Origin of the sequence: Streptomyces sp. NBC_01261, assembly GCF_036226385.1 — a bacterium.
GTDB lineage: Bacteria > Actinomycetota > Actinomycetes > Streptomycetales > Streptomycetaceae > Streptomyces.
In genome coordinates this window covers 4,802,985-4,815,230 of the sequence record NZ_CP108463.1, presented here as the reverse complement: position 1 = coordinate 4,815,230, position 12,246 = coordinate 4,802,985, and the positions used below count along the sequence as shown (strand labels likewise).

Genomic DNA, 12,246 nt, shown 5'->3' with positions numbered 1-12,246 from the left:
TATGCAAGGTCATGCAGGCCGCTACAGAGGGGCGGTGTCGGTCGGTCCCGGAGCCCCTGATTAGGCTCCGGCCCCATGGACGTACTCATCCATCTCTTCGTCGGCCTGCACATCATCGGCATCGCCGCGCTGCTCGGCGGTTTCCTCACCCAGATGAAGGCGATGGGCCAGGGCACGGCCCGCTTCGTCCCCGGCATGCTGCACGGCGCGCTGACCATGCTGGTCACCGGCGCGATCCTGGTCGGCCTCAACCAGGCCGACGATCAGCACGTCAACAACATCAAGATCGGCATCAAGCTCGCGCTGCTGATCGTGATCCTCGGCCTCGTCTATGTGAAGCGGGACGAGGAGACGGTCGACAAGAGTCAGTTCGCGCTGGTGGGCGGGCTGACCATGGCGAACATCTTCATCGCGGTCCTGTGGACGTGACCCCGGACGTGGCGGCGAGGTAGAACCGGACCGTCCCCGCGGCGACCACCAGCCAGGCCGCCACCGCGATCCACAGCACCACCTCACCGGGCGTCCGCAGCCACGAGACGCCCACGGCGGTCCCCACGGACAACATGGTCGCCGCCGTCATCCCCAACGGGAACACCGTCGACCAGCGCCGTACGTCGAAGCGCGGTCGCGGCCAGGCGATCTCGGCGCCCAGCAGGACGACACACCAGGCCACGTCGAGCACCAGCAACGTCACCGTCACGGCCCGCAGGACGCCCCGGTCGTCGGAGTTCCACAGGTACAGGCGCGCGCTGTCGGCGGCGATCAGCTTCGACCCGGCCAGCGCCGAGACGGCCAGCGCGCCGCCGACGATCCAGTGGTCCCCGACCCCGATGATCACCTGCCGCCACTCGAAACGGGCCAGCGCGAACCCGTACAGGATCAGCCCGAGCCAGAACAGCACCAGCGCCGTGTGCGCGAGCCAGGCCACCGACTCGGCCCCGGCGATCGTCGCCCCCAGCACGGCCAGCGACTGCGTGGCCACACACCCGAGGAACACGGTCCCGGGCATCCGCCCCTGCCAGTTCCGGACGACCCGCACGAGCAGCCAGGGCCACAGCACCGCGGCCGGCGCCAGCAGCGCCTCGGCCACCGTCTGCCAGCCCGCCGCCGAGAACCGCGTCCCCAGGACGGCGGTCGCGGCCGTGGCGGTCAGCGCGCCGGGCGTCCCCGCCTCCGTGAGCCACCGCCGCCGGTCCCACAGCAGTCGTACGGCGAAGTCCGCGGCCAGCCCCAGCCAGAAGGCGCAGGCCACCGCGAAGGCGATACGGGACAGCACCTCGTACCCCGTGACATGCAGGCCGACCGACATGATCGCGGTCGCCATCACGACGGCCCCGGCCGCCGGCGGACGCTGGGCCCACCAGGCGCGGAAGCGGGAGACAGCTGTATCGGGCATGGCCCGATGCTAGGGAGCGGCCCCGGTGCCGACGACGGGCCACGCGCGCGGGGACGTCAAAAACACCTGCACGCGTGCGTGGCGCTCGAAAACACGCTCACGCGCGCGTACGGACTCCGCTCACGCCGGTCGCACCACGCTGTGGACGGGCGCCGTGTCATCGTGGTGGATCGATTCCTCGCGCACGTAGGCGCCGGGCTTCGGGGCGTGGATCATCGTGCCGTCGCCTACGTAGAGACCGACGTGGCTGCTGTCGTCGTGGAAGAAGACCAGGTCACCGGGTTGCGCGTCGGCCAGGGAGACCGTGGTGCCGGCGTTCGCCTGGTCGGTGATGACACGCGGGAGGGTCACTTCGGCGGCCTTCCAGGCGGCCTGGGTGAGGCCCGAGCAGTCGTACGAGCCGGGGCCGGCGGCGCCCCAGACGTACGGCTTGCCGACCTGGGCGCGGGCGAAGGCGACGGCCTTGGCGGCCTTGGTGGCGTAGAAGGAGTCGACGGGCGAGGAGCCGGAAGAGGCGCTCCGCGTCGCCTCGGTCCGCTGGTTCGGCGCGGTCGGCCGCGCAAGCAACTCGCGCGCGGTGGAGAGCTTCTTCTGGACGGTGGCCTTGGCCGTCCTGAGGTCGCTCTGCGTGTCGTCGGGGGTCCGGAGGTTCTCGGTCGTCTCGTGCCGGACCGCGTTCTTCTGGCGGCTGGTCAGCCGGCTCATCAGCTGGGCCTGCTCGAAGTAGTCCTGCGGGGTGTCCGGGAGCAGGAACGCCGAGGCGTCGGGGGCGGAGGCCCCGGTGCGGTACTGCGCTGCGGTGAACGAACCCAACCGCTCCCGCGCGGAGTTGAGCTTCCGCGCGAGCTTGGGCACGTCCTCCGGGCCGGTGTCGACGCGTCCGCGCTGCCTGGCCGCCCTCTCCCGGGTGGCGTTGTACGTCTCGGTCCCCGACTCCGCCTGCCGGTAGAGGTCGTCGACCTTCCGCTCGACCTCGCCGGGACTCCGGTCGCCGTCGTCGGCGGGGCCCCATATGCCTGCGATGCGCGAGCCCGCGGAACGCGGCTTGCGGTGCGACGACGCCAAGGGAGGCGACTCCTTCCAGAGGGTGCCCCACGGGGCCGTTGCTGTCCTGCGGGCCGTTGTTGCCTACGGTCCGTGCCCGGAAAGGGAGTTGGACCGACGCGCCCCAGGTCCGTGGGGTCGTACGGCCTGATCGAACGTTAACCAACTCGTGTGGTTTGTGTGAAGGTTGATGTTCGATATGCCTGATATGCGGCCGTGACCTTGGCCATGCGCGAGGCCGGTCATCGCTGATCGTGACGGACCGGTTCTGGTCCGTGAATTTCCCCGAGTTCCCGGGGTGGCAGTCGGTTGTCAGTGGGGCGCCCTAAACTCGGAAGGCGATGAGCAGCCTCTTTGACGACAGCTTCCTGGCGGATCTCCAGGGCCCCCGGGCCCACGAGGGAGAGCCCCCGCCCCCGCCCGAGGACGAGCACGGACCGGAGCCGATTCCGGACGACCTGTTCGGCGGGAGGTTCGACGTGCCCGCGAGCAGAGACGCCCACTACCGGGACGGCGCCCCACGCCCCGTGGTCGACCCGGCCGCACTCCTGGACGGGCTGAACGAGAACCAGCGCGCGGCCGTCGTCCACTCCGACACCCCGCTGCTCATCGTGGCCGGTGCCGGCTCAGGCAAGACCCGCGTGCTCACCCACCGCATCGCCTACCTCCTCGGCGAGCGCAACGTGCACCCCGGGCAGATCCTCGCGATCACCTTCACCAACAAGGCCGCGGGCGAGATGAAGGAGCGCGTCGAGCAACTCGTCGGCCCGCGCGCCAACGCGATGTGGGTGATGACCTTCCACAGCGCGTGCGTCCGCATCCTGCGCCGCGAGTCGAAGAAGCTCGGCTTCACGTCCTCGTTCTCGATCTACGACGCCGCCGACTCCAAGCGCCTCATGGCCCTGGTCTGCCGCGACCTGGACCTCGACCCGAAGCGCTTCCCCCCGAAGTCCTTCAGCGCCAAGATCTCGAACCTGAAGAACGAGCTGATCGACGAGGAGGACTTCGCCGCCCAGGCCGCCGACGGCTTCGAGAAGACCGTCGCCCAGGCCTACGCGATGTACCAGTCGCGGCTGCGCGAGGCCAACGCCCTCGACTTCGACGACCTGATCATGACGACGGTCAACCTGCTGCGCGCCTTCCCGGACGTCGCCGAGCACTACCGCCGCCGCTTCCGGCACGTCATGGTCGACGAGTACCAGGACACCAACCACGCCCAGTACGCCCTTGTGCGCGAACTGGTCGGCACCTCCGAGCACCCGGTCGACGTCCCGCCCGGCGAACACGACCTGCCGCCCGCCGAGTTGTGCGTCGTGGGTGACGCCGACCAGTCGATCTACGCCTTCCGGGGCGCGACGATCCGCAACATCCTCCAGTTCGAGGAGGACTACCCGAACGCGACGACGATCCTCCTGGAGCAGAACTACCGCTCCACGCAGACGATCCTGAGCGCGGCCAACGCGGTCATCGAGCGCAACGAGTCCCGCCGCCCCAAGAACCTGTGGACCAACGCGGGCGCGGGCGCGCAGATCACCGGCTATGTCGCGGACACGGAGCACGACGAGGCGCAGTTCGTCGCCGAGGAGATAGACCGTCTCACCGACGCGGGTGACGCGAAGGCCGGAGACGTCGCCGTCTTCTACCGGACGAACGCCCAGTCCCGTGTCTTCGAGGAGATCTTCATCCGCGTCGGCCTGCCCTACAAGGTCGTCGGCGGTGTCCGCTTCTACGAGCGCAAGGAGGTCCGGGACGTCCTGGCCTACCTCCGCGTCCTGGCCAACCCGGAGGACGCGGTCCCGCTGCGCCGCATCCTCAACGTCCCCAAGCGCGGCATCGGCGAGCGCGCCGAGGCCATGATCGACGCCCTCTCGCAGCGCGAGAAGATCAGCTTCCCGCAGGCGTTGCAGCGCGTCGACGAGGCCTACGGCATGGCCGCCCGGTCGACGAACGCGGTCAAGAAGTTCAACACGCTGATGGAGGACCTCCGTACGATCGTCGACTCCGGCGCGGGCCCGGCGACGGTCCTGGAGGCGATCTTCGAACGCACCGGCTACCTCGCCGAGTTGCAGGCCTCCACCGACCCGCAGGACGAGACCCGCATCGAGAACCTCCAGGAACTCGCCGCCGTAGCCCTGGAGTTCGAGCAGGAGAACAGTTCGGGCGAGGGGGAGAGCGAGACTCCGGTCGGGCTCGCCGCCTTCCTGGAGCGGGTGGCGCTCGTCGCCGACTCCGACCAGATCCCCGACGAGGACGAGGACGGCTCCGGAGTCATCACGCTGATGACCCTCCACACCGCCAAGGGCCTCGAATTCCCGGTCGTCTTCCTCACCGGCATGGAGGACGGCGTCTTCCCGCACATGCGCGCCCTCGGCCAGGCCAAGGAGCTGGAGGAGGAGCGGCGCCTCGCGTACGTGGGCATCACGCGCGCGCGTGAACGCCTGTACCTGACCCGGTCGTCGCTGCGCAGCGCCTGGGGGCAGCCGTCGTACAACCCGCCCTCCCGTTTCCTGGAGGAGATCCCGGCGGCGCACATGGAGTGGAAGCGGACCGGCGCGCTGGCGGCCCCGCCGTCGACGGGTCCCGCCTCGGGCATCGCGGCCTCGCTGTCCTCGTCCCGCTCGCGCTCGTCGGCGTCGGGTGCCTCGGGCTTCGCCACCCGCAGGACCTCGGAGAAGCCGGTCGTGGCGCTGGCCGTCGGAGACCGGGTCACGCACGACCAGTTCGGGCTCGGCACGGTGGTCGGCGTGCAGGGCACGGGGGCGAACGCCGAGGCGACGGTCGACTTCGGGGAACCGAAGCCGAAGCGGCTGCTGCTGCGGTACGCGCCGGTGGAAAAGCTGTAGCCCGTAAGGGAGTTGCCCCAGGCTGCCCCTAAAGGGGCTGCCCGTAAGGGAGTTGGGGCCGCCGGGGCGGCTTACGTCGGGTCGAGCCCGTGGCTGCGGAGCCACGGGAGCGGGTCGATCGCCGCCCCGCCCGCCGGGCGCACCTCGAAGTGCAGGTGCGGGCCGGTGGAGTTGCCCGAGTTCCCGGAGTACGCGATCGGGTCGCCGGCCTTCACCGTCGTACCGGAGGCGACCCGGTAGCTGGAGAGGTGGCAGTACCAGGTCTGCGTGCCGTCCTTCTCGGTGAGGATCAGCATGTTGCCGTAGGCGCTGTTCCACTTCGTGGAGACGACGCCGTCGGTCGCGGCCATCACCGTCGTGCCGTACGAGACCGGGAAGTCGATGCCCGTGTGCACGGACATCCAGTTGACGCCGGCCTGGCCGAAGTAGGCGCTGAGGCCCCGCTGCGTGACCGGCAGCACGTACTTGGGGCGCAGCCGCTCCTTGCGGGCCGCCTCCGCCGCCGCCTTCTTCTTGTCGGCCTCCTGCTGGGCCTTGAGATCGATGCGTTCCTGCGTACGGCTGGCCCGGTCGGCGAAGTCGTCGGCACCGGCCGACAGGCTCTTGATCTGGGCGTCCAGCTTGTTGTTCGCGACGGACGGCTTGACCGAGGTCGCGTCCGAGGCGGAGGCCGTCGTGTCGCTGCCGCCGGTCAGCGTGCCCACGGAGGCGGCGGCGATCCCGGCGACGCCCATCACGCACGCGGACGGTACGGCGATGGTCATCAGCGCGGACCGCTTCGGGGGTGTACGGCGCCGGGAACGGCTTCCGTTGCGGGCCGCGGCTCGCGAGCCGACGGGGGCCGGGCTCGGGGTGAACTCCTCCTGGTCGTCGAGGAGTTCGGGGTGCGACGGGATCCCGCTCTGTTCCGGCTCGGCCTCGTCGAGGGCGGGCATCTCGCCGGTGGCGGTCAACTCGCCGTCTTCCGGGGCGGGTTCGTCGTACGCGCCCTCGTGCGTCCCGTCGTACGACGCCTGTTCAAAAGTGGTGGTCGCGTCGGCGGCGGTGCCGTCGGCGTTCCACTGCGTGGCGTCGTAGGCGCCGGTGTCGAAGGCCTGCGTACCCCATTCCCACTGCTGGGTCTGGTCGGCGGGGGCCGGGGCATGCGCCGAAGTGTCGGGCTGGAGCCAGGCGTTCGCGTCCCACTGGCCGCTGACGTCCGGGGCGCCGGTCTGCGGCGGGATGGCGGACAGCTGCTGGTAGTCGGCCGACCAGGCGGTGGTCTCGTAGGCACCCGTGTCGTAGGTGGCGTGGTGCTGGGCCGCGTACGGGTCGTAGTTCAGGGTGTGTTGGGCACCCGTGGACCAGGCGGAGGAGTCGTAGGCGCCCGTGGCGTGCGACCCGGTGTCGTGGGCGTGGCCCTGGCCGTTGCCCGGCATGTCGCCGAAGAGGGGGTCGGTGGCGAAGCTCGCGGTGGCCTGCGCGCCCGGGTGGAAATCCGTGGCGGTGTGGTCGCCGTACGTGGTGAAGTCACCGTACTGGGCGTCCTGCCCGCCGTACGACGCGTAGTGCGCCGAGGTGGCATCGGAAGCCGGAGCCGGGGTGGTCATGGTCCCCGACGGGTGACGATCGTTCACCAACTTCTCTATTCGCCTCGACAACAGGGGCTGCCAGAGCAGTGCGGTGGACTGTACCCGGCAGTATGCGGGCACGACAATCTTCCTCAGGTTTCGCGTCAGCAGGAAACGGGCATTCGGCCGTGTTTCGGGGGACGGCGGGCACGGGTTTGGCCGTGGGTTCGAATAGCGTTCGATCTTCGGGGGGCTGTGAGCCCGCTGTCGGTGTCCGGTCAGGCCACTGTCAGGCCGCCGGTGCGGGTGTCCGCGCGGGTGCCGGTGCGGGTCGCGGCCGGGGTTTCCGGCAGCGGGGTGTCGAGGGCCTGGCGGATGCCGGTCGCGACGGCGGGGTGGACCGGCAGGGCGAGGTGGCCGATACCGCTGACCTGGACGTTCTGGGCGATCAGGTCGGGGTGGTCGATGCAGGCCGTCTCCAGCGGCTCCATCAGGTGGTCCAGGTCGCTCCAGAAACTGACGAAATGCGTACGGCAGCCGGGCGCGGGCCGGGTCAGCTCCTCGATCACCGGCGAGCCGGGCCGCATCTGCCGGACGATCGGGTGGGCGCTGGCCAGCGGGACGACGGCCGTGCCGGAGTGCGGGGTGCCGAGCGTCACCAGCATGCGGACCCGCAGGTCGCCGCCGAGCCGCTGCACGTAGTAGCGCGCGATCAGGCCGCCGAGGCTGTGCCCGACGATGTCGACCTCCTTGCTGCCCGTGCGCTCGCAGATCTCCTCGATGTGCCGGCCGAGCAGCTCCGCGGCGGTGCGGATGTCGCAGGTCAGCGGCGAGTAGTTGAGGGACTCGACCTGCCGACGGCCTTGCTGGGCCAGGGAACGGCGCAGCAGTACGAAGACCGAGCGGTTGTCGATGAACCCGTGCAGCAGTACCACCGGCGGTTTCGCCTCGGTCGGCAACCGCGTCGCGTCCTCGGGTGCGGGCGGCTCGGGCAGGGGTTCCCGGCGTTCCTGGGTGATGCCGGAGGGATAGAGGAGAAGGTGGCCCGCGAGGATCACGATCTCCAGGGCGGTCGCTTTCAGGAGGGTCATCGAGAGGCCCGCCAGCCTGCTGGGCAGGAGGCGCTGACATAGAGGGAGAAAGGGCGCTGCGACCCCGGTGACCTTCATGGCCGACCTCCTGTCGGCACACGGAACGACAGCTCCGTCCCCCGTGTGCCCTCGTGGGAGGCCACGGCGAGGGTCACCGACGGTGCCCGAGGGGTAAGCGCCGGGTGAGCGCGGCGCACGGCGTGACCGACGCCGTTGACGTACCGAGGAGCCCTGTCGGTCTGGCGACGAGGCTTCCCGCTGTCGTGCCGTACCTGCCCTGCGTGCCCTTCGTGCCTGCGCCGATGCGCCGTACCACCGCGCCGCGCGGCCTGCTGCGCGGCGGTACGGCGACCTCGTTGCGGCTCCCGGTGCGCTTGTTCCCGCTGGAACGCTGCGCGGTGAACGTGTCCCATCGTGTGATTTCCCCCTCGGTATCCGCCGCGAAACTGCCGGTTGCGGGATGCTGGAGATAACGTTCGTTCACTTCCCGCACTGAAGCGGGTACCGCGGTACCCGTGGGTAGGGATGAACGCAGTCGCTTCATGGAGGCAGTGATGGGTGTGGCAGCCGGTCCGATCCGCGTGGTGGTCGCCAAGCCGGGGCTCGACGGCCACGATCGCGGGGCCAAGGTGATCGCGCGGGCGCTGCGTGACGCCGGTATGGAGGTCATCTACACCGGCCTCCACCAGACCCCCGAGCAGATCGTCGACACCGCGATCCAGGAGGACGCCGACGCGATCGGCCTCTCCATCCTCTCCGGCGCCCACAACACCCTCTTCGCCGCGGTCATCGACCTCCTCCGCCAGCGCGAGGCGGAGGACATCCTCGTCTTCGGCGGCGGCATCATCCCCGAGGCGGACATCGCCCCCCTCAAGGAGAAGGGCGTCGCCGAGATCTTCACGCCCGGCGCGACGACTCAGGCGATCGTGGACTGGGTGCGGGAGAACGTGCGACAGCCGGCCGGGGCGTAGGGCCTGCGGCGAGCGCGGATTCACTGTGTGGCGCCGGTGACTTTTCAGCCTGGTCCGCGGCGAGCGGGGCTTCGTTTGTCGGCGCCGGTGGGTCTTCATGCCGGTCTTCGGCGAGGGGGTTCGCTTCTCGGCGCGGGCCGGCATTTTCAGCCCGTCCGGCGTTCGAGGACGAGGCCGTTCAGGCCGAAGGGGGGTTCGGGGGCGCAGCCCCCATGCCTCTACGGCGCCTCCAACTCCCCCCGCCTCTACGGCGCCTCCAACTCCTCCGCCATCGCCGCGCGCAACCGCAACGTAGTCACCAGCCGCTGAAACGCCTCCGCCCAATAACCCCCCGCTCCCGGCGCCGCGTCCTCCGTCTCGTCCGGCACCGCGAGCAACCCGTCGAGCCGACTCGCCTCGGCCGGATCGAGACACCGCTCGGCCAGTCCCATCACCCCACTGAAGCTCCACGGGTAACTCCCCGCGTCCCGCGCGATGTTGAGCGCGTCCACGACAGCCCGCCCAAGCGGCGCAGCCCACGGCACCGCACACACCCCGAGCAGCTGGAACGCCTCGGACAGCCCCTGCGCCGCGATGAACCCGGCCACCCAGTCGGCCCGTTCGCCCCCGCCCAGCGTGCTGAGCAGCTTGGCGCGCTCGGCCAGGGACACGGCTCCGGGCCCGCCCGCCTCGGGCGCCGACGGCGTCCCCAGCAGCGCCCGGGACCACTCGGCGTTCCGCTGCCGTACCGCCGCCCGGCACCACGCGGCGTGCAGCTCGCTCCGCCAGTCGTCCGCCACCGGGAGCGCCACGATCTCCTTGGGCGTACGTCCACCGAGCCGCCGCTCCCAGGTCCCGAGCGGAGTCGCCTCCACCAACTGGCCGAGCCACCAAGAGCGTTCACCCCGTCCCGCCGGAGCCTTGGCGACCACACCGTCCCGCTCCATGCCCGAGTCGCACTCGTGCGGTGCCTCGACCACCAGGCCCGGTTCCTCGCGGGTACGGTCGACGGCCACGCAGGCCGACGCCCGGACCGCCATCCGCGCGGCGAGCGCCGAGTCGGGGAGCGCCGACAGCAACTCGGCCGCCGTAGCCCGTACGTTGCGGCTCCGGTCGGCCAACGCCTGCTCCAGGAACGGCTCGTCCTCGGCGGAGAGTCGCATCCGCAGCGAGTCGAGGAACATCAGCCGGTCCTCCGCACGCTCCGTCGCCCAGGTCGTGACCAGCAACTCGCGCGCGGCGGAGGGTCGTTGGGCGCGTATCGCCGCGAGCAGGGCGACCCGCTCGGCGAAAAGGCCCTCCTGCCAGAGCAGTTGGACCTGGTCCGGGGCGTCCAGGTCCGGCAGGGCTGTGCCGCCGCCCGGTGTCGCGCGCAGGGCGAACCGCCAGTCCGGGTTCAGCCGGGCCAGCCACAACGCGCGCGGGCCCGCGAACTCCAGCGCCGCCGGCCGTAGATCCGTACGCCCCCGGGCCGCGTCCAGCAGCGCGGGCAGGGCCTGGACGGGTGCGGCGAAACCGCGCGCGTTGGCCGCCGTCAGCCACTGGGGCAGCAACTCCATGAGATCCGGCGAGGTGCCCCTACGGCCCCCGCCGCCCGTACCCGGGCGGTCGGTCAGCAGCATCGCCAGCCTGCGCGCCGCCGCGACGGGCAGCGCCGGACGCGCGTCGGGCGCGGCGGGCTCGGGGCGCTGTGCCGCCCGCGCCGGGCACAGCCCCGCCCGCCGCCGTACGGTCTCCACGGCCGCCGCGTCCAGCAGGGCCACGGGTGCGTCCTGGCCCGGTGCGCACCCCGGAGGCGTACGGCGGTCCGTGCCGAGCAGCGCGGTGGTGACGAGTTCTTCCCAGTCGGCCGCCGGGGGCGCCGGTGCGGGGGTGGTGTTCATGCGGTGCCTTTCCGTCGAGTTGGTGAGTGGGCTCAGCACAGGGACACCGGTTCTCCCGCGCCCTCCGGCCAGGCCGTCAGCGGGGTGAAGCCCCGGTGGCCCAGTTCGCCGAAGACCTTCACCGGGGCGCCGCCGGAGAGCGCGACGAGTCGCCACAGGTTGGGGCGGGAACGGGCGGTGGGCGTGAGGGGGAGCGCCAAGTCCCCTTCAGCGTCGGCCAGTTGCCAGGAGTCGCCGTCCGGGGTGGGGACGACCCGGTCCAGCGTCACCGGGACCGAGTCCAGCCACGGGTCGTGTTGCAGGGCCTCCCCGTAGTGGACGGCGGCCTGAGCTGCCGAAACCCCCTGCGGTCGGGCCGTCGTGGGCGAAGGTGCCGCGAACCGCTCACCCAGGGCGGCCCGGAGCTGTCCGGCGCCCGGGAACGCGGACACCTCCGCGTCCATGGTCAGCCCCATGGGCAGTGCCAACTCGGGGGCGCGGCCCGCGGCGCCGTAGGAGAGGAGGAGGGAGGTGCGGCCCGAGTCCGTGCCGTACAGCCATATTCTTCGGGTCGTCAGTTTCGGGTCCGTCGTGTCGTACTGGGCGAGGACCAGCCAGTGGTCGCGGAGCGGTGGGCCGTCCGGTGAGGCGGGCAGGCCGATGCGGGAGCGGACCGTCGCCGCCAGGTCGTCGGGCAGGTGCTCGCGGCGCAGCCAGGCCTGATCGAGGAGGTGGAGCAGTGCGCTCTCCTCCAGCAGGCGGATCGGCCAGCCGGGCCCGGACGACGGGATCGCCCCCAACTCCCTCGCGCGCGCGGCCAGTCCGGGGGCCTGGGCGTCGACCATGCGGGCCGCGGTCTCCTCCCACAGCCCGTACCCCGCCTGCTCCGCCGAGGCCAGGCCGGTGCGCAGCAGGTCCGTCAGCCGCTGCTCCAACTCGCCCGCGCCCGCGGTGATCCGCTCGGCCCGGCGCTCCGCCCGGCGCCGCGCCGCCTCCGGATCAGCGGCGGCCGGTGAACCGGACGCTCCCGCCGCCCGCTTCTCCTCCGTCCGCTTCCGCCGCCCCGCCAGCCACTCCTCGGCCCAGCCCGGCGCCTGCCCCGACGGCACAGCGCCGTCCTCGCCCGCCCACAACAGCAGCAGCCCCAGCGCGTGCTTGCACGGGAACTTGCGGCTCGGACAACTGCACTTGTACGCCGGCCCCGCGGTGTCCGCGATGTCGACGACCGTCTGATACGGCTTGCTGCCACTGCCCTTGCACAGTCCCCACACCGTCCCCTCGTCAGAACTGCCCGCCTCGGACCACGGCCCCGCCGCCCCGAGCTTGCTTCCCGCTTTGCGTGACGCTGCGTCAGGCGCCAGTGCCAGCACCTGGTCAGCCGTCCAGCGCACCCCCTGCTGAGTCATGTCATCGAAGGTAGATCCCAGCACTGACAATCGGCCCGCGAGCGAGCGGGTGGTGGGTGGGGTGGGGGGCGGCGCCGGCGCGGGAGTTGGGGGCGCGGTGGAAG

General features: G+C 71.4%; 9 protein-coding genes. 3 read left to right on the top strand and 6 right to left on the bottom strand.

The features are described from left to right. Window positions 1–75: 75 nt before the first annotated feature. A complete protein-coding gene (locus OG226_RS20930; RefSeq protein ID WP_329349705.1) occupies window positions 76–429 on the top strand; it encodes a hypothetical protein in 354 nt (117 codons plus the stop codon). Here OG226_RS20930 and OG226_RS20925 read toward each other — a convergent pair. Together OG226_RS20925 and OG226_RS20920 are read right to left on the bottom strand one after the other, a co-directional pair. Next, window positions 407–1,396 carry a tellurite resistance/C4-dicarboxylate transporter family protein gene (locus OG226_RS20925; RefSeq protein WP_329349704.1) on the bottom strand — a complete coding sequence of 330 codons (990 nt, stop codon included), beginning with the start codon at window positions 1,394–1,396 and terminating at the stop codon, window positions 407–409. The genes OG226_RS20930 and OG226_RS20925 overlap by 23 nt on opposite strands. Window positions 1,397–1,516: 120 nt before the next feature. Continuing rightward, entirely contained in the window at window positions 1,517–2,461 is a 945-nt protein-coding gene (locus OG226_RS20920; protein ID WP_329349703.1) for a C40 family peptidase, read from the bottom strand. Between the two features lie 320 nt (window positions 2,462–2,781). Here OG226_RS20920 and pcrA point away from each other — a divergent pair, with 320 nt between their 5' ends. Next, window positions 2,782–5,283 (top strand): DNA helicase PcrA, encoded by a 2,502-nt coding sequence (gene pcrA / locus OG226_RS20915; protein ID WP_328679956.1) that lies wholly within the window; start codon window positions 2,782–2,784, stop codon window positions 5,281–5,283. A 71-nt stretch (window positions 5,284–5,354) separates the two neighbouring features. Here the strand turns inward: pcrA and OG226_RS20910 are convergent, their stop codons facing one another. Together OG226_RS20910 and OG226_RS20905 are read right to left on the bottom strand one after the other, a co-directional pair. Next, window positions 5,355–6,872 (bottom strand): peptidoglycan DD-metalloendopeptidase family protein, encoded by a 1,518-nt coding sequence (locus OG226_RS20910; protein ID WP_329353461.1) that lies wholly within the window; start codon window positions 6,870–6,872, stop codon window positions 5,355–5,357. Between the two features lie 239 nt (window positions 6,873–7,111). Then, window positions 7,112–8,002 carry a lipase family alpha/beta hydrolase gene (locus tag OG226_RS20905; protein ID WP_329349702.1) on the bottom strand — a complete coding sequence of 297 codons (891 nt, stop codon included), beginning with the start codon at window positions 8,000–8,002 and terminating at the stop codon, window positions 7,112–7,114. Window positions 8,003–8,478: 476 nt separating this feature from the next. Here OG226_RS20905 and OG226_RS20900 point away from each other — a divergent pair, with 476 nt between their 5' ends. Further along, entirely contained in the window at window positions 8,479–8,895 is a 417-nt protein-coding gene (locus OG226_RS20900) for a cobalamin B12-binding domain-containing protein (protein ID WP_328679952.1), read from the top strand. 245 nt (window positions 8,896–9,140) lie between these two features. Here the strand turns inward: OG226_RS20900 and OG226_RS20895 are convergent, their stop codons facing one another. Together OG226_RS20895 and OG226_RS20890 are read right to left on the bottom strand one after the other, a co-directional pair. Then, window positions 9,141–10,757 (bottom strand): DUF5691 domain-containing protein, encoded by a 1,617-nt coding sequence (locus tag OG226_RS20895; protein ID WP_329349701.1) that lies wholly within the window; start codon window positions 10,755–10,757, stop codon window positions 9,141–9,143. 32 nt (window positions 10,758–10,789) lie between these two features. After that, complete coding sequence (locus OG226_RS20890; protein ID WP_329349700.1) at window positions 10,790–12,142, bottom strand: SWIM zinc finger family protein; 1,353 nt, start codon at window positions 12,140–12,142, stop codon at window positions 10,790–10,792. Window positions 12,143–12,246 lie beyond the last annotated feature (104 nt).

Coding starts and splice junctions, on each gene's coding strand:
- OG226_RS20930 (WP_329349705.1), top strand. CDS start 76: ATGGACGTACTCATCCATCTCTTCGTCGGCCTGCACATCATCGGCATC.
- OG226_RS20925 (WP_329349704.1), bottom strand. CDS start 1,396: ATGCCCGATACAGCTGTCTCCCGCTTCCGCGCCTGGTGGGCCCAGCGT.
- pcrA (WP_328679956.1), top strand. CDS start 2,782: ATGAGCAGCCTCTTTGACGACAGCTTCCTGGCGGATCTCCAGGGCCCC.
- OG226_RS20910 (WP_329353461.1), bottom strand. CDS start 6,872: ATGACCACCCCGGCTCCGGCTTCCGATGCCACCTCGGCGCACTACGCG.
- OG226_RS20905 (WP_329349702.1), bottom strand. CDS start 8,002: ATGAAGGTCACCGGGGTCGCAGCGCCCTTTCTCCCTCTATGTCAGCGC.
- OG226_RS20900 (WP_328679952.1), top strand. CDS start 8,479: ATGGGTGTGGCAGCCGGTCCGATCCGCGTGGTGGTCGCCAAGCCGGGG.
- OG226_RS20895 (WP_329349701.1), bottom strand. CDS start 10,757: ATGAACACCACCCCCGCACCGGCGCCCCCGGCGGCCGACTGGGAAGAA.
- OG226_RS20890 (WP_329349700.1), bottom strand. CDS start 12,142: ATGACTCAGCAGGGGGTGCGCTGGACGGCTGACCAGGTGCTGGCACTG.